This is a genomic window from Lactobacillus sp. YT155 (assembly GCF_030504545.1).
In the GTDB taxonomy this organism is placed as follows: Bacteria; Bacillota; Bacilli; order Lactobacillales; family Lactobacillaceae; genus BQUT01.
The window spans coordinates 1-17,941 of the sequence record NZ_JAUKWP010000004.1; the positions used below are offsets into that span (position 1 = coordinate 1).

17 protein-coding genes, 1 tRNA gene and 1 pseudogene are annotated in these 17,941 nt (G+C 35.5%); 3 read left to right on the forward strand and 16 right to left on the reverse strand.

Annotated elements, in window-relative coordinates; all coding sequences use genetic code 11:
- Positions 1–1,673: pseudogene (locus Q2T76_RS05255) on the reverse strand (hypothetical protein); the annotation flags it as partial.
- Positions 1,674–1,826: 153 nt separating this feature from the next.
- Positions 1,827–2,015, reverse strand: a complete 189-nt coding sequence (rpsU, locus tag Q2T76_RS05260; RefSeq protein WP_302084484.1) for a 30S ribosomal protein S21 — start codon at positions 2,013–2,015, stop codon at positions 1,827–1,829.
- A 140-nt stretch (positions 2,016–2,155) separates the two neighbouring features.
- Between rpsU and Q2T76_RS05265 the strand changes: the two genes are divergently transcribed.
- Positions 2,156–2,986: a pyruvate, water dikinase regulatory protein gene (locus tag Q2T76_RS05265; protein ID WP_302084485.1), complete on the forward strand. Its 831-nt coding sequence runs from the start codon at positions 2,156–2,158 to the stop codon at positions 2,984–2,986.
- Between the two features lie 17 nt (positions 2,987–3,003).
- Here Q2T76_RS05265 and Q2T76_RS05270 read toward each other — a convergent pair whose 3' ends face one another.
- The 5 genes from Q2T76_RS05270 to hisS all read right to left on the reverse strand — a co-directional run bounded on the left by Q2T76_RS05270 (position 3,004) and on the right by hisS (position 8,414).
- Positions 3,004–3,903 (reverse strand): deoxyribonuclease IV, encoded by a 900-nt coding sequence (locus tag Q2T76_RS05270; protein ID WP_302084486.1) that lies wholly within the window; start codon positions 3,901–3,903, stop codon positions 3,004–3,006.
- Positions 3,904–3,915: 12 nt separating this feature from the next.
- The gene (locus tag Q2T76_RS05275; protein ID WP_302084487.1) at positions 3,916–4,794 is read right to left on the reverse strand and encodes a YitT family protein; all 879 of its coding nucleotides are present in this window, start codon (positions 4,792–4,794) and stop codon (positions 3,916–3,918) included.
- A gap of 74 nt (positions 4,795–4,868) precedes the next feature.
- Complete coding sequence (msrB, locus tag Q2T76_RS05280) at positions 4,869–5,297, reverse strand: peptide-methionine (R)-S-oxide reductase MsrB (RefSeq protein ID WP_302084488.1); 429 nt, start codon at positions 5,295–5,297, stop codon at positions 4,869–4,871.
- Between the two features lie 70 nt (positions 5,298–5,367).
- Positions 5,368–7,128 (reverse strand): aspartate--tRNA ligase, encoded by a 1,761-nt coding sequence (aspS, locus tag Q2T76_RS05285; RefSeq protein WP_302084489.1) that lies wholly within the window; start codon positions 7,126–7,128, stop codon positions 5,368–5,370.
- Between the two features lie 5 nt (positions 7,129–7,133).
- Positions 7,134–8,414, reverse strand: a complete 1,281-nt coding sequence (gene hisS, locus Q2T76_RS05290) for a histidine--tRNA ligase (protein WP_302084490.1) — start codon at positions 8,412–8,414, stop codon at positions 7,134–7,136.
- A 335-nt stretch (positions 8,415–8,749) separates the two neighbouring features.
- On the opposite strand from hisS, the gene Q2T76_RS05295 reads away from it, so the two are divergent.
- Entirely contained in the window at positions 8,750–10,105 is a 1,356-nt protein-coding gene (locus tag Q2T76_RS05295) for an N-acetylmuramoyl-L-alanine amidase (protein WP_302084491.1), read from the forward strand.
- A gap of 84 nt (positions 10,106–10,189) precedes the next feature.
- Here the strand turns inward: Q2T76_RS05295 and dtd are convergent, their stop codons facing one another.
- The 6 genes from dtd to Q2T76_RS05325 form a co-directional block, all read right to left on the reverse strand.
- Complete coding sequence (dtd, locus tag Q2T76_RS05300; RefSeq protein ID WP_302084492.1) at positions 10,190–10,633, reverse strand: D-aminoacyl-tRNA deacylase; 444 nt, start codon at positions 10,631–10,633, stop codon at positions 10,190–10,192.
- Positions 10,634–10,637: 4 nt separating this feature from the next.
- Complete coding sequence (locus tag Q2T76_RS05305) at positions 10,638–12,851, reverse strand: bifunctional (p)ppGpp synthetase/guanosine-3',5'-bis(diphosphate) 3'-pyrophosphohydrolase (protein ID WP_302084493.1); 2,214 nt, start codon at positions 12,849–12,851, stop codon at positions 10,638–10,640.
- Positions 12,852–12,866: 15 nt separating this feature from the next.
- The gene (locus Q2T76_RS05310) at positions 12,867–13,202 is read right to left on the reverse strand and encodes a hypothetical protein (protein WP_302084494.1); all 336 of its coding nucleotides are present in this window, start codon (positions 13,200–13,202) and stop codon (positions 12,867–12,869) included.
- A 10-nt stretch (positions 13,203–13,212) separates the two neighbouring features.
- A complete protein-coding gene (locus tag Q2T76_RS05315; protein ID WP_302084495.1) occupies positions 13,213–13,968 on the reverse strand; it encodes a 16S rRNA (uracil(1498)-N(3))-methyltransferase in 756 nt (251 codons plus the stop codon).
- Complete coding sequence (gene prmA / locus Q2T76_RS05320; RefSeq protein WP_302084496.1) at positions 13,968–14,858, reverse strand: 50S ribosomal protein L11 methyltransferase; 891 nt, start codon at positions 14,856–14,858, stop codon at positions 13,968–13,970. Before prmA ends, Q2T76_RS05315 begins: the two co-directional genes overlap by 1 nt.
- A gap of 78 nt (positions 14,859–14,936) precedes the next feature.
- Positions 14,937–15,344 (reverse strand): hypothetical protein, encoded by a 408-nt coding sequence (locus tag Q2T76_RS05325; RefSeq protein WP_302084497.1) that lies wholly within the window; start codon positions 15,342–15,344, stop codon positions 14,937–14,939.
- 156 nt (positions 15,345–15,500) lie between these two features.
- Between Q2T76_RS05325 and Q2T76_RS05330 the strand changes: the two genes are divergently transcribed.
- Positions 15,501–15,971: an aminoacyl-tRNA deacylase gene (locus Q2T76_RS05330; protein WP_302084498.1), complete on the forward strand. Its 471-nt coding sequence runs from the start codon at positions 15,501–15,503 to the stop codon at positions 15,969–15,971.
- A gap of 23 nt (positions 15,972–15,994) precedes the next feature.
- Here the strand turns inward: Q2T76_RS05330 and Q2T76_RS05335 are convergent, their stop codons facing one another.
- The 3 genes from Q2T76_RS05335 to Q2T76_RS05345 form a co-directional block, all read right to left on the reverse strand.
- Complete coding sequence (locus Q2T76_RS05335) at positions 15,995–17,176, reverse strand: MFS transporter (protein ID WP_302084499.1); 1,182 nt, start codon at positions 17,174–17,176, stop codon at positions 15,995–15,997.
- A 146-nt stretch (positions 17,177–17,322) separates the two neighbouring features.
- A tRNA-Ser gene (locus Q2T76_RS05340) sits at positions 17,323–17,410 on the reverse strand.
- 17 nt (positions 17,411–17,427) lie between these two features.
- On the reverse strand, positions 17,428–17,940 hold the full coding sequence (locus tag Q2T76_RS05345; protein WP_302084500.1) for an adenine phosphoribosyltransferase: 513 nt from the start codon (positions 17,938–17,940) through the stop codon (positions 17,428–17,430).
- Position 17,941 lies beyond the last annotated feature (1 nt).

Here is a 17,941-nt window from a genome sequence, read left to right on the forward strand (position 1 = left end):
AAATCTGCTCCTAATTCAAAAGTACCACCATTACTGTCATATTTAACCCATTTGTTTTCTGTAGCACCAATATCTGATGGTAATGCTCTACCAAATGATCTGTGGTCACTAACTGAAGTTAAAACACCAGTAATCTTGTTGTCAGCATCTTTAGCTGGTACAACAGGAATTGTTGGAATTACTTGCGCATCTTTTGATGTTCCAGCTTTAATTCCTGAATAGTTAGGAACTAATGCAGGTGCGAATTGTCCAAAGACAGTCACAGGATCGACTGTGTTAGCCGTTCCATTATCATAACCGATGTTGTTTCCTAAATCACCAGAACCGGTAACTCCAGCCATGTCAGCGATATTGTTCTTGGTTGCCATTTTTGAAGTGTTATTAACAAATAAATTGCCCTTGTAAGCTCCAGCAGATTTGTTTAGCCAATAGCCGTGACTTCCAACAGCACCACCATAGTAACTAGCAACATTACCGACAAAAGTATTGTTAGTGTAATTAATTAATGAAGTTCTACTATCAGATCTAGCGCCATTGGCATAAATTTGGATAGCTCCTCCGTTATTAGTTGAAAGGCTTTTACCATATGCGCGATTATCAACAAAGGTATTATTATTAAATGAAATACCGTCAGTTATTGTGGAATTAGTTTGAATCAATAGTGCTCCACCATCATCACCGGCAACATTTTTACTAAACGTATTGCCGGTAAAATTGACTTGGTTACCACTTACTACATTAAATAAAGTAACGGCTCCACCGTCAGCCATTTTGGCTCCGGCACCATCAGGAACATCAACCGAAGCTTGGTTGTTAGCAAAGTAGTTATTTTTAAAGTTAAATGTTGAATTAGCAGTTGGTTCGGCAATAAATAATGCGCCACCCTGTCCTGGTGCACCCTTAAAGATTGTTTCATTTCCAGTAAAACTAGAATTTGAAACGGTTAAATTACCATTGTAATTGCGACTACCAATAGCACCACCGGCATGTCCTACACCGGTAATATTATTGTTTGTGAATGAACAATTAGTAATGTTTGTATTACCTGCAATATATAGAGCTCCACCATCGCCATTTCCCATAGTAAGATCTTTGAAGCTAGAGTTATCAACATTAATTGTTCCTTGGTTTGAAAGCACTCTAAGAGCTGTACTATTGAGTAAACTAGTGTCGCCGTTTACAAAATTAAAGTTCTTCAATGTGAATGAACTATTAGTATTGTTAGTTAATTCAATAAAGGCACCCTTATTATTGGGGTTAGCCATATTGATTTGTTTGTTTCCACCATCAATGGTTATATTGATACCTGCAGTGTTAATCGTGACAAAATTAGTAGCAGTAATCGTAGTTGGAAAACTTGCTGACAAGGAAATTGTCGTATCAGTAGTTGCTTGCGAGACAGCATCAGTCAACTCTTGAGGAGTGTTAACCGTTACTTGACCAGTCGCAGTGACCTTAGGTGTAACAACATCCTTTGTTTTCTTTTCAGATGTTACAGTCTTTTCTTTTGAATCAACATCTGAAGTTGTTTGATCATCAGAAACTACTTTCGAATCGTTTGTTTCAGTATTACTTGTAGAAGCTGATTCATCGATAGCAAAAGTGCTAACTGATGGCGCTATAAGCCCTAAAACTGTAACAGTAATAAGTAAAATAGAACTTCTTCTTTTCATAGGTTCTTCCCCGAACTCTCTAATATAGTATATATACTTTACTTATTAATTTTATAAGTATTATTGTACTGTGTCAATCACCACTTATAAATAGACCATTTAACTAGTTTTAGACAAACAAAAAAACTAAAGCATCAGCTTTAGTTTTTTATACTAGCCACGACGTTTTTTCTTGTTGCGTTTACGTGCAGCTTCAGATTTTAATTTACGTTTAACACTTGGTTTTTCGTAATACTCTCTTTTACGGAACTCTTGAAGTGTACCTGCTTTAGAAACAGAACGCTTAAAGCGTCTAAGAGCGTCATCTAGCGATTCGTTCTCGCGAACAACAGTCTTTGCCATGATATCACTCCTTTCGACTTATAGCATTAGTAACCGTCTCACGCTTACCTAAAACATTATACCAAAAAGAGTTCTCACGTCAAAAGTTTTTTTATATTAACAATAATAAAATGTTAAAATTTGATTATGAGGTGAATTAGATGAAAACAAAAAGAGATGTTTACATTGTTTCCGACTCTGCAGGAGACACCGCATTTAATGTTGCAAAAGCTGCACTATCAGAATTTGATGACCTAGAGGTTAACTATCAACGCTACCCTTTCATTAATAATTCTGATAAAGTAGCCGCTGTTTTGAATAAAGTAAATGAGAACAAAGATAACGCAATTCTATTTTTTACAATTGTTTCTCCAAAAGATGCTCAATATGTAGTTGATTTTTGTAACACCAATGGCATTTGTGCTTATGACATCATGAGTCCTATTTTGTCAGTAATTGAAAAGAATACTAAGTTGTCCCCTAGTCATAAAATTGGTGCCGTTCACCAGTTAGATAGTGGCTACTTCGACATGATTTCTGCTGTTGAATTTGCGCTATTAAATGATGATGGCCAACATCCGGCTGGATTTAAAGAAGCTGACGTGGTTCTATTAGGTGTTTCAAGAACTTCTAAGACTCCACTTTCATTATTTCTTGCCAATAGCAATATCAAAGTTGCTAATCTCCCCTTAGTTCCTAAGGCCCAAATACCTGAAGAACTCTGGGACGTTGATCCAAAACGAATCGTTGGCTTAACCACAGATTTGAATGTCTTAAAGAAAATTCGTCGTCAAAGAATGATTGCTTATGGACTCAATCCTGATACTGTCTATTCAGACGAATCGGAGCTCAAAGAAGAACTAGACTACTCCGAAAAACTTTATGATAAACTTGGCTGTCTAGTTATCAATACTGCTGATCGTTCGATTGAAGAGACTGCTTCGATTATCATGGAAAAACTTAACTTAGGACATTTCAGTGCAAAAAAATAAGCTACTAATTTAGTAGCTTATTTTTTTAGCAATTTTTCTTTCATGTCTGGATCGAATTTCTGAGCTCTAATCATCGCAATTTCTGCTTTATAAGGTGCTACACCAACTTTGTCCTGATCATCTTTTTTTACATATGGAGTTTCCATAATCTTAGGAACCTCTTCTAATTGAGGATGATGCGCAACATAGTTTAGTGTTTCAAAGCCAATTTCACCAAAACCAATATTTTCGTGGCGATCTTTGTGAGAACCTTGCGGATTTTTTGAATCATTCAAATGAATTGATGCAATTCTGTCAATTCCGATAATATGATCAAATTCATTCAAGACTCCATCGAAATCATCTTTGATATTGTAACCAGCATCACTGGTATGACAGGTGTCAAAAGTGATAGCAACTTTATCAGTTAACTTAATTTGGTCAAGAATTGTTGCTAGTTGCTCAAAAGTAATTCCAACTTCTGTTCCTTTGCCAGCCATAGTTTCAATCGCAATTTTCACATTTTGGTCTGCAGTTAAAACTTCATTCAAGCCTTTGGCAATTTGATTTAGCGCGGCTTCAGGGCCAGCCCCTACATGGGCTCCAGGATGAAAACTAAGAGCTTGTATCCCCAAGGCATCGCAACGTTTAATTTCTTGAGCCATAAAGTCCACACCAAACCCAAAACTCTCTGGTTTGGTTGTGTTACCTAAGTTGACAATATATGGAGCATGACCAATCACATCATTTATCCCATATTCAGAGATTAGTTTCTCACCTTCCGGAATATTCATTTCTGAAACATCTTTACGTTTAGTATTTTGAGGCGCTCCAGTAAAAATCATCATCGCATTAGCATCGTAACTATGTGCTTCTTTAGCGGAACCAGCGAGCATGTCAGGTGATTTCATTCCAACGTGTGAACCAATTTTAAGCATAATTTCTCCTCACTAATAAATCGTTGATTGATAAAAATTACCAAGAATTTTCACCGAATCTGTAATACTTACAAAAGCATAGGGATCAGACTTTTTCATTGAAGCCTTAAGTAATTCCATTTCATAACGGGCAATTACGGTAAATAAAATGGTTTTGTCCTCATGACGATAAGCCCCTTCTGCACCGTGCAACACCGTAATACCACGACGCATGGTATTTTGAATTTCGTCAATAACTGCATCCGGTTCAGAGGTAACAATCATCACTTGAAGTTTTTGATTCTTCGTATAAATCATGTCAATTACACGACCGTTAACAAAGATACCAACAGCTGAGTACAAAGCATTTGGCCAACCGTATAAAAGTCCGGCTGCCATAACAATGGCAATATTAAAGTAAATATTGATAGTTCCAACACTCTTACCGGTTTTTTGCATCAAAATGATTCCAATGATGTCTAATCCACCAGTTGAAAGACCATTCTTCAAGGCAAACCCAGTTCCAAATCCATTAATCGCTGCACCAAAAATTGCGCAGATTAATGGATCATGAGTGATAACAATTGGCTTGATAGAAGCCAACATGATTGATGAAGCAATAACTGCTACCGCGGTGAAAAAGGTAAACTTCTTTCCAATTTTTCGATATGAAATAATGAACAAAGGCGCATTCAATACAAAAATCATTACCGATGTTGGTAAAGTGAATGGTAAGAATTTTTCAGAAAAAGTCGTTGATATTTGAGCAAAACCTGTTATTCCTGAACCGTAGGTATGTCCAGCATTCCAAAACAAGTTAACCGCAATTGAAACACAAATTGCGTATATCACTGCTACCGATAACTTTGAAACAGTTTGATGCCGGCGCATTATTCGATCAATTTCTTCCATTAGAACCTCGTACCTCGGATGATTTCTTTTAATAAAAACATCTTAACATAAATCAAAAATACCAAACGATTTTTTTATGAAAATAAACGCTTATATTCACCTAAATTGTTTTCATCCAATTTATCAACTGGAATGAATTTCAAAGCCGCTGAATTAATGCAATATCTTAATCCACCTTCTGCTTCTGGTCCATCTTCAAAAACATGTCCTAAATGTGAATCGGCATTTTTACTACGTACTTCGGTTCTTTGCCTTGCTAAAGAGTTGTCTTCTTTTTCAACTAATTTTTCAATTGGCTTAGAAAATGATGGCCAACCACAACCCGCATCATATTTATCTTTTGAACTGAATAGCGGTGTACCATCTACAATGTCAACGTAGATTCCTTCTTGATAAAAATCATCATATTCACCTGAAAAAGGCATTTCTGTAGCAGAATTTTGCGTTACATCATATTGCTCTTCAGTGAGTTTTTTCTTCAATTCTTCTTTATTTTTTGCCATATAAAAGCACTTCCTTTATTGCATTTACTAATAGTATACATATGCAAAAGGAAGTGTCACTAAATTTAGCTTATTTTTGTGTTTTAATACCAAGTTCCGATAATTGTTTCTCATCGACTGGTGCTGGTGCTTCTGTCATTGGTTCAGTAGCGTTGGAGTTCTTAGGAAAGGCAATGACATCACGAATATTGTCTTTTTGAGTTAGTAACATAACGAATCTATCTAATCCCAAAGCAATTCCACCTAGTGGAGGACATCCGTAGTCGAGTGAATCTAGTAGGAAGCCGAATTGTTCTTGAGCACTTTCTTTACTAAATCCTAATGCCTTAAGCATTTTTTCTTGAACTTCACGATCATGAATACGAATTGAGCCACCACCCAGTTCAAAGCCGTTCAAAACAATATCATAACTTTGTGCATACGCTTTTGTTGGGTCCTCATCTAAGAAATGAACATCTTCTACATTAGGCATGGTGAATGGATGATGAGCAGAAACAAATCTTTCTAGCCCTTCGTCATATTCAAATAGTGGCCAGTTAACCACCCAGGTATAGGCGAAATCATTCTCATTATAAAGATGTAAATCTTTAGCAAAGTGATTACGTAAATATCCAAGTGAATCAGCCACTACTTTTTTAGAATCGGCCACAAATAATACTAAGTCATTGTCAGTTAATTCAAGAGTTGTCATCAATTCATCACTTTGTTCAGTAATGAATTTAGAAACAGGTCCTGTTAATTGTCCATCAGTAACTTTTAACCAAGCAAGTCCTTTAGCATGGTAACGTTTGATATATTCTTGTTGGTTTTCAATATCTTTTCTTGAATACTTATCTGCCGCATTTTTGACAACAATTGCCTTCACTTGGCCATCATTTGCGATAGCACCACTAAAGACTTTGAACTCACTATCCTTGAACAAATCAGATAAATCTTGAAGTTCCATACCAAAACGAACATCTGGTTTATCAGTTCCGTAACGAGCCATGGATTCATCCCAAGTTAACTTAGGAAATGGAGTTTTTACTTCAACATTTAAGACATCCTTCATAACCTTCTTAATTAATCCTTCAGTCATTTCTTGGATTTCATCTGCTGTCATAAAACTAGTTTCAATATCAATTTGTGTAAATTCTGGTTGACGATCACCACGTAAATCTTCATCCCTAAAGCAATGTGCAATTTGGAAGTAACGGTCAAAACCACCTACCATTAACAATTGCTTAAACAATTGTGGGGATTGTGGCAATGCATAAAATGAACCTGGGTAAACTCTTGAAGGTACTAAATAATCTCTAGCACCTTCTGGTGTTGACTTAGTTAGATTAGGTGTTTCGATATCCACAAATTCATTGTCGTATAGATATTGATTAACCGATTGTTTAACTTTTGAACGAACCTCGATTCCATGAGCCATACTAGGACGACGTAAGTCTAAATAACGGTATTTTAGTTTTGTTTCTTCAGAAACTTCAATGTCATCTTTAATTTCAAATGGAGGAACTTTTGATTTGTTAAGAATAGTTACCTTACTAGCTTCAACTTCAACTTCGCCAGTTTTCATATCTGAATTGATGGCATTTTCTTGTCTTTTGACAACTTTTCCTTCAACTTGAATGACGTATTCTGAGCGCATGTCATTAGCCACTTTCAAAGCTTCTTCACCGAATTCACTACTGAAAACAACTTGCACGATACCTTTTTTATCTCGCAAGCTAACAAAAATCAGATTTCCAAGGCTTCTTCTTTTCTGGACCCAGCCAACCAAGGTCACATTTTGGTCTACATAAGTTGTGGTGATATTACCACAATAATCAGTTCTCATTTCCATTTTTATTACCCTCTTTTTAATTCCAGAACTTTGCTTACTAACTCATCAAATGAAACATGCATTTGCTCGCCAGTTGCCATATTCTTTAGTTGAACTTGTTGATTCACTAATTCATCTTCGCCGATTGTTACGACGAATTTAGCTTGTAGGTTGTCAGCCATTTTGAATTGACCTTTAACTTTCTTATCCAAGTAGTCACGGTCGGCCTTTAATCCAGCTTGACGTAGTTGATTAAGAATCACTAGTGACTTCTCACTTGCTGATTGTCCTATTGTTGTTACAAATACATCTAGACCGTCATCAGCAATTTCTTCTTTAATTTGTTGATTAATTAGCAGAATCAGACGTTCAATTCCCATCCCAAAACCAAATCCTGGAGTTTCGGGTCCGCCTAGTTCTTCAACTAATCCGTTATATCTTCCACCGGCAATAACTGTTGTTTCCTTATTACCAAATGCTGGATCACTAACCATAACTTCAAATATTGTGTGGTTATAATAATCTAAACCACGAACCATATTTGAATCTATTTCATAGTTGATATTCAAGTCATCTAGAGACTTAATAACTCGATCAAAATGTTCCTTAGAATCATCAGTTAAGTAATCAAGTATGGACGGAGCACCGGCAACGATTTTTTGATCATCAGGATCTTTACTGTCAAGAATACGTAGTGGATTCTCGTGTAATCTTCTTTTTGAATCATCGCTTAAGCTGTCTTCAAAAGGTGTAAGGTAATCAACTAGAGCTTGATGATATGCTTCTCTGGTTTGTTTATCGCCAAGAGAGTTAATAGCTAATTTGTAATTAGTAATTTCAAATTTTGCCAAAAAGTTAATCGCCATAGCAATTACATCAGCATCTAGCTCCGGACTATTCGAACCAAAAGCCTCCACACCTATTTGATGAAATTGTCGTTGTCTCCCTGATTGAGGTCGTTCATATCTAAACATCGGACCTTTGTACCAAACTTTGTAAGGTTTGACGTACTCAGGAGCAAATAATTTATTTTCAACGTAAGCCCTAACTACTCCCGCTGTCCCTTCTGGACGTAACGCCATCTTACGATCGCCTTTATCAACGAAATCATACATTTCTTTTGAGACAATATCTGAAGTCTCACCAGAGCTTCTTTGAAATAACTCGTATTGTTCAAAAATTGGGGTTCTGATTTCTGAAAAACGGTAAGTTGAAAAGACTTCTTGAGCTGTCTTTTCAATGAATTGCCAAATTAATGATTCCTCTGGCAAAATATCTGCGGTTCCTTTTGGTTTTTGATAACGCATTTTTTTCCTCCAACAAAAAACACCCCTATTCTGATATAGAATAAGGGTGTATAAATATCTACACGGTACCACCTTAGTGTGTGCTACAGTTAACGCCTGCCAAACGATTGATCTCAGGAATGTCTTTTCTATCAATGATAACTTGCAGCGACCGTTATCTCTCTAATTAATCTGATATATCTTTTTCCTTCATCGACCTTATGGTAATAAACTACTTATTTTTCCTTTATTTGTCAAGTATTGATGGAGCTAATAATTAATTTTGAATTGAGCAATACAAGTTAATACAAATATATTATAATCTTATATGTATAACTCTTTAGGTGGTATTCAAAATGAAAAAAAATACTCACCCGATATTAATCTTCTTAGCTAAATATGGGGTCTTCTTATTAATAGCGGTTTTGTTAATTATTTCAGCCACTACAACTGTCTCTTTGGCAAAACTCTCAACTGTTACTGTTAAATCAGAAGTTGTTAATATTCGAGTTGGCCCTGGTCTCTCCTATAATTCTTTTGCTAAGGCAAAAAAAGGCGACAAACTTACTGTAGTTGACAAGAAGAAATCTTGGTGGCAGGTCCGACTTTCAGGCGACAAAGTTGGTTGGGTTGCCAGCTGGTTAATTAAAGATAATGAAATCTCCTCCAATACCAATCACTATGGAATCATTACCGAAAGTGGCGCTAATGTTTATGCCACTGATGACGATACCAGTAAAGTTTTAGGGCAACTTCAGTCGGGTAAAAAAGTAAACATTGTTTACCAAGAAGAAGGCTGGAATCAAATAATCTATGGACAAAGTGTTGGTTGGGTTTTGAATGCCAATGTTAAAACCACTGGTAAACAAGCTGAAGCACTGAATAAGCATCACAATACAAATCCTAATTCGAGAAATAACACCGGTCACAAACTTAAAGAAGATAATATCAAAGTTGTCACAACTATTTCTGGCGATACTAAGTTGCGTGGAACTGCTAGTACATCTGGTGATGTTCTAACTATTCTTCCTGCTGATGAGAAAATGACCTTCTTAAGTCAACAAGGAGATTGGTATAAAGTTAAAACTAAAGGCGGCACGACCGGTTGGGTTGCTAGTTGGCTGGTTACCATCTCTGATCGAACCACTCCAGTTAAGATAAAGGCAACTCGACTTGCCGGTTCAACAATTGTCCTTGACCCTGGTCATGGTGGAAAAGATGTCGGTGCTGAATCAAGTAACGGCAAATATCATGAATCAACTTATACTACTAAGTTTATTAATGCCTTAAAGACCAAGCTCGAACAAGCAGGTGCCAACGTAATTCTTACTCGTAACTCAAATAAAAATGTTGCTTTAGGTCCAAGAGCTCGTATGTCAAATAAAAAGAAAGCAGATGCTTTCATCAGTATTCACTTTGACTCTAGCGACTCCAAAAATAGTGCTTCTGGTTTAACAACTTATTACTACGACAAAGAAAGAGATAACAAACTGGCAACAAGCATTAGTTCATCACTAAAAGATTTGCCATTAGAAAATCGTGGAACTGACTTTGGTGACTACTATGTCTTGAGAGAAAATGATCGCCCTTCTGTTCTTTTGGAACTGGGATACATTAATTCAAGTGACGATTTAAAACAAATTCGTTCTAAAAAATATCGTGCTAAAGTTGTCGATGGAATCTACAACGGACTGATAAATTATTTCAAATAAAAAAGAACTTCAAATGAATGAAGTTCTTTTTATTTTACACAGAAAATATAATATATTTTTTTACTAATCTTGCTTTTTTAAAAATCACTCTGTCATCTCCATAACGATTGTTACCGGCCCATCATTTTCAATTGAAACCTTCATGTCGGTTTGGAATTTACCAGTAGCAACTGTTAAGCCTTCACTTCTAAGTTGCGAATTAAACGCCTCATATAAATCATTAGCCACTTCAGGAGCAGCGGCCTCAATGAAACTAGGACGATTCCCTTTTTTAGTAGCGCCGTACAAAGTGAACTGTGATACCGACAAAATTTCGCCATCAACGTCATTAACCGAGAGATTCATCTTTCCCTCAGTGTCACTAAAAATTCTTAACTTAGCAACTTTTTTTGCCATTTTCTTTACTGTCATTAAAGAGTCGCCCTCTTTAATTCCGACAAAAACACAAAGCCCTTGGCTAATTGAACCGACAGTTTCATTATCAACGTTTACTTGAGCTGATGTGACTCTTTGGATTACTAATTTCATGGTTTTACATCTTTCTTTTAACTTCGTAAACATCTTGAATACTACGTAATTTATCCAAAATTCCATTTAAATGTTCGAGAGTTTTAACTCCGATACTAACACTGATATGTGCTGTTTTATCATTATCAATTTTCCCAGAAACATTATTTAAAGTATTAGTATTGGAATTCAAGATTTGAAGAACATCATTTAACAAACCATTGCGATTGTAGCCATATACTTCAATCTCAGAAACATAGCGATTGTCTTTAGCAACATCATTCCAACTAACATCTATCAAACGCTTTTGTGCTTCGGGATCTAAAATATTAGGACAGTCGTCACGATGAATGGTCACTCCACGACCTTTGGTGATGTAGCCTACAATTCCATCACCAGGAATTGGATTACAGCATTTTGCCAATCTAATTAAGAGGTTTTCTGAATCGTCAACGTTAACAGCCTCATCATCTTTAGAAATTTTGCTGTGAACCGAATCGACATTATTATTCTCGATTCCCCCATTAAGAATTTTGGTCTCTAATTCACTTTTTTCATGGGCTTTTTGTGCAGCGACTTCATCAAAAGTTAACTTATTGACAACACTTTCTGTTGAAGGCTTACCGTAGCCAACCGCACTAAAGAGTTCTCTTTCGTCTTTGAAATCGTATTTCTTAACGACTTTAGCAACATTTTCTTTAACGAGAATGTTTTTAGGAACAAATCCACGTTCTTCAAGAAGTTTTTCCACCATTTCGCGACCGAGTTGTTCATTTTCTGATTTTTCTTGGTCCTTAATGGCTCTTCGAATTTTGTTCTTAGCTTTTGAAGTATGAACCAGATTGAGCCAATCACGATTAGGTTTGGCAGTAGATGAAGTCATCATTTCGACAATATCACCATTTTTTAGTTGGTAGTTAAGTGGGACAATTTTGCCGTTCACCTTTGCACCAACGGAGTGACTTCCTACTTCGGTATGAACTTGAAAGGCAAAATCTAAAGTGATTGATCCTTTTGGCAATTCCAATACTTCACCTTCAGGTGTAAATACATAAACGCGATCACTAAAGATATCACCCTTAACGTTATTCATAAAGTCGGTTGCGTCTTGCGATTCGTTTTGAATTTCAAGAATTTCACGAAAGACATCAATCTTTTGATCGTCTTTATCAAGATCAATTCCGTTAGTCATCCCTTCTTTATAAGCCCAATGAGCAGCAATACCGTATTCAGCAACTTCGTGCATTTGTTCGGTTCTTATCTGTACTTCCAAGGGCTTACCACTTGGTCCAATAACAGTCGTGTGCAATGATTGATAGCCGTTAGCTTTGGGCATAGCAATATAATCTTTGAATCGTCCCGGCATTGGTTTCCATTTGGTATGAATCTCACCTAAAACAGCATAACAATCTTTAACGGAATCGACGATAATTCGAATAGCCGACAAGTCATACAGTTCCGAAAACTGCTTATGTTTGTCGTGCATTTTTTTATAGATTGAATAAATATGTTTTGGACGTCCGTAGATATCGTATCTAATATCTAAATCAACTAAAGATTTTTTTATTTCAGTAATCGCTTCTTCAATGTCACTGATTCTTTGTTCACGTTTGGACTTCATCAAATGAACAATTCGGTAATATTGCTGAGGATTCAAATAATGAAGCGACAAATCTTCTAGTTCCCACTTAATTTTGCTGATACCTAAACGATCGGCTAGTGGTGCATAGATTTCCAGGGTTTCGTTAGCAATTCGGCGTTGTTTATCCGGACGTAGATGCTTCAAAGTGCGCATATTATGCAATCTATCGGCTAACTTAACCATAATTACCCGTAAGTCTTTAGACATGGCTAAGAGCATCTTACGATGATTTTCAGCTAGTAATTCTTGATGTGATTTATATTTGAATTTAGAAAGTTTGGTTACCCCGTCAACAATCGTAGCGACATCTTCACCGAAGAGTTCGTGAATATCGCCTAAAGTCAATTTAGTATCTTCAACAACATCATGTAAATACCCGGCAGCTACGGTATCGGGATCCATCATCAATTCAGCTAAAATTGCAGCAACTTGAGTTGGATGAACAATGTATGGCTCACCGGAATTTCTCTTTTGATCATTGTGAACATATTTAGCAGCTTCATAAGCCTTATTAACAAAATCAACATGTTCTTGATTCATATATTTCCGACAAAGATCTAACACTTCTTCCGGACTATATATTTTTTCTTGAGCCATACTCTCACCTCTTTTCTATTTTTTTGTCATAATATATGCCAAAAATGATACTAACAAATAAATAATACCGTATAGATAACCATATCTACCATATCGAGCAATTACTTGAATCATAAAGACAGCTGGAAAAATAAACATTAGATATGAATTTAAATTATGCAACTTAATGTAACGTCCAATGTACATTGCTAGCAGATTATTAATTACTAAGAATACCAAACTTACTCGAAAGGTTTTGTTTAATAAATGAAAAGTACTTAATAAAGGAATTATAATCATAATCCAGCAAATTGATAATAATAACAACTTGAAGGCTGGTTTTTTACTTATTTCAACAATTTTATCTTTCAAATCTATGCTCCTACATTAAATCAAATTTGTACGAAAGTGTACTAAGAAAATATAGTGGTGCTGTTTCAGCTCTCAAAATTCTAGGTCCTAAACCAACACTTAGAAAGCCGTTTTCATTTAATAATTCAATTTCAAACTTATCAAATCCACCCTCTGGTCCAAATAAACAAACAACTTTCTGATTAGTTGCAACTTGATTAATTGCACTAGCTAAGTTACTTGGTTGACCAGCTTTAGCGACTTCTTCATAAGCAACTAACTTCACTGAATAATCAGCAGTTTTTTTAATAAGCTCTGGCAGCGATTCCAAGTATTCAACTTGAGGAATCATTTGTCGATGAGATTGTTGTGCCGCATTTTTGACTATTTCTTGGATCCTACTAATCTTCTTAGTAGCTATTTTTGAATCCCATTTTTTTACTGAATACTTGGAATTAAAAAACAAAATTCTCTTTGCACCTAATTCGGTACTTTTTTGCGCAATCCATTCTAATTTATCTTTTTTTGAAAGTGAACAAGCAATCACCGATTCAACTGGAAATTCAACATCAATAACATCTTCTTTCAAAGAAATTTCAAAAGTTATTTCTTCATCAGTTGACTTTAATGTAGCTAAAAAAGTATTGGCTGCTTGATCAACAAGCAAACATTGTTCATTCTCATGCATCCGCAAGACTTTGATTAAATGATGTCGTAATTGAGAATCATGAAGAATAAAGATTGAAGCATTACTATCAATTACTTCTTCAACGAAATATTGCTGCATTAGACTTCATCACTTTCTGTTTTTTTGGTAATAAAAGTAGACCAACTATCTTTTTTAATGATGCTAATTACTGAAAATCCAATTTTACCTAACTCATTGGTAATCAATTCTTCTTGTTCATTCAAGATACCCGAAAGAACGACCGTTCCGTTGGGATTAAGATTCTTTGACATTACTGGAATAAAATCCAATAAAATCTCAGTTAGAATATTAGCTACTATTATATCAACTTTTTCGGTAATTCCACTTAATAATGAATTTTTCTTAACTTCGATATCACGACAATCATCATTTAATTGCAAATTGTCAATTGAGGCATCAACAGCAATCTGATCATTATCGTATGCTTTGATTCTCTTAATCCCCATTTTACGAGCAGCAATCGAGAGAATGCCCGATCCAGTTCCAACATCAAACATGCTTTCTTGATCATTAATCACCATTTCTAAGGCCTGTAGACATGAGAATGTCGTTGGATGAGTTCCAGTTCCAAAAGACTCACCGGGATCCATTAAAATAACATTTTCGTCCTTCTTTGGTATGTAATCACTTTCCCACTTAGGTAGAATAACTAGATAACGACTAATTCTTGTCGGATGATAGTATTTCTTCCATTCGTTCTTCCAAGACTCATCATCAATTAGTTCTTGTGTGATAATAAAATCATCGGCGCTGATATTTACACCTGACAGACGATAATCAAGCATTTCTGAATGAATTGTTTTTATATATTCTTCGGTAACTATTTCTGGTGAGAAATAACTTGAAACTGTTAAATTCTTCGTATCATCTATTTCAACACCTTGGGCCTGATTATTAATCAGAACTGTACTGGCGACTTCCAGAAAATCATTTTTAGCAACCTTAATTGTTAACTTTGTCCACTTCATGGCAATACCTCATATACAATAGATTACTAAAGTTTTCAAAATAAAAAAAGACGGAATACCGTCTTTCTAAAATTAAATCTAAAATGCTGTTTGTAACGATAAATAAAGATCTTTTTTGGCGGCCCTTAAATCGTTGGCAACTTTCACCTGGTCATGATAATCATTTTCTTCTAAATCCATAAAGGTGAAAACCTTATTTAACGCCTTGATGTAATGATTCAACCGTTGATTGATTCTAGTTGTTAAACTAGTATCAACAGTTTCTTCCATTCCCTTTACCATTTCAATTGATTCATTGGCAAAAAGTTGGACATTCTTGCGATAACTACGACTTAGTAAGTGCAAGTTATCAACTACGAAGTTCTTACCTTCGTGGACTTTCGTTGCTAATTCAATGTATTCATTGAAAATCAAATCATAAAACATGAAGCGATTGGTGAAATCAATAACTTCATTTGTAATATCTGAATCGAGGTGCTTAGACATGTAATCATCTCCAATACTACAATATTATGTTTCTCGTAATATATATTTTACATGATGATCTGCATAATTCAATGTTGATTATTTAAAATTCATAGAATCTTCAATTTTAAAAATAGAAATATTTTTGCTATCATTACTCTTAGAAAAAGGTGGACTATGTCAAAGAATAAAATTCAAAAAACTTTAGTTGAGAAAATTCTCGACAAACAAAATATTAAATACGAGTCAGTAACGTTTGAACTTGATAATGAAGATGAAAAAGACCGTCACAACATTTATAAAACTCTAGTTACAATTGGCAATAAAACTGGTCCAGTAGTTGGTGTCGTACCGTTAGATATGCACCTTAGCTATAAGAAATTAGCCAAACTATCGGGAAATAAAAAAATTGGAATGGTTCCGTTGAAAGACTTAGTTAAAACTAGTGGTTTTGAGCATGGTGCCAATTCGCCAGTTGGAATTAGATCTCTTCACAATTACCCAATTTATATTGATAATACAGCTCTAAAACAACAAACAATTACTGTTTCTGCCGGAAAAATTGGTCATTCAATCATTATTAATCCTCGTGATTTAGCAAAATCAGTCAAAGCTGAATTTGGAGATTTTGCCGTCAAAGAAGAATAAAAAGACACCGAAAGGTGTCTTTTTTAATTTGCCAATTCCTCTGTGTGAATAACTTTTCTGACAAAAAGTGTAATCAAGAATGATATTAATAGGATAATCGCAGCTATCTGGTATGGATAATGTGTATTCATATCCATTAACATACCTGACATGATTGGCCCAATAACATTACCAACACTGGTCAACGACATATTTAATCCATTGATTAATCCCTGATTAGTCTTACCAAACTTGGTTAAGAGCGTGGTTATTGCGGGTCTTAATAAGTCAAAAGCTGAGAAGATAACTAAGGTCGCAACAATGACCTCAATTTGAGTTTGTGCTATCGTAATCCATCCTACACAAAGAGCGGATAACAGGAAGCAAACAGCAATCAAATTCACCTCACCAATTTTTCTTACCAGTCGATCAAATAAGATAACCTGTAAGAATAATGAGATTATTCCATTTAATGTCAAGACCAAGGCAATCGTATTTAATGTAAATTTGAATACTTGATTTACATAAATACTATAAATGCTTTCAAATCCTTGTAGTCCGAATGCTGAAACTAAAATCATAAAGAATAAGATAACCATCGGGAATGTCAGAATAGAGCTAATCTTTGCTTTCTTGTGACTAGCATACTCTTCTTCATCATCTTTCTTAGGAACCACATTAGGTAAGAAAATTAATGTAAAAATTGTACTTGCTAGTCCTAAAGAAGCTGCTACCCAAAATGGTGTTTTATAAGTAATACTTGCCAACATTCCACCAATTCCAGGACCCAAGATCAATCCCCCACTAAACGCAGCTGAAATCCAGCCAATTACTTTTGCACGTTGCAATGAATTCGTTAGGTCAGCTGCCATGGCCATTGAGGTTGGAACAAACATAGCCGCCGAAAGTCCACCGATAATTCGAGATACGTCGAACCAGAATAAATGATTAGCTAAAGCAAAAATAATTTCAGAAACCATGAATAAGGCTAAACCGGTCACCATCACGGGTTTACGACCAATTTTATCCGAAATACGTCCCACAATTGGTGATGCAATAAATTGAGCAAAAGCAAATAAGGAACTCATGAGTCCCATTTGTGTGGTTGTATATCCATAGGTGTTTTTAATAAATGGTGTAACTGGAATAACTAATCCGATTGCCAAGCAAACAAGAAAGTTTCCAAATATTAAAATGTAAATAGAACGCTTTGTACTTCTACTCATAAGCTCTGTCCCCGTATTTTTGTTTAATAAATATTTTAACCAGAAAATAATACAAAAAGCAATTATTATAATCTAATTTCGATAAATAATAAAAGCACCCTCTTACTCGAATAAGTAACAGAGTGCCTTTATTTGATTTGAAGTTAAGGAGAGTACAGGATTTGAACCTGCGCGCCGGTATTAACCGGTTCGGCGGATTTCGAGTCCGCTGCATTACCACTCTGCCAACTCTCCATAATTAAAACTCAATACTAGTATTGAGTTAAAGTGAACATATCATAGTCTTTAATTTTGTCGCGACCGTTTAAGTCGGTTAATTCAATGATAAAAGCCGTTCCCACAACAATTCCACCGAGTTTTTCAACCAAGTCGATTGTCGCTTTTAAGGTTCCACCGGTAGCCATTAAATCATCAACTACTAAGACTTTTTGTCCCGGCTTTACCGCATCTTTTTGCATATAAAGTGACCCTTGTCCATATTCCAAATCATAAGTAACACTTACTGTTTCTCTAGGTAATTTGCCTTTTTTTCTAGCTGGTGCAAAGCCAATATTCAATTTATTCGCTACTGGACATCCAACGATGAATCCACGAGCTTCCGGTCCACAAATCACTTCGGCTCCACGACTTTTTGCATATTCTGCAATGTCGTCAGTAGCACAATGGTAAGCTTCGCCGTCAAGCATTAATGGTGAAATATCACGAAACAAAACCCCTGGTTCTGGAAAATCCGGAACATCAGCTATATATTTTTTATAATCCATT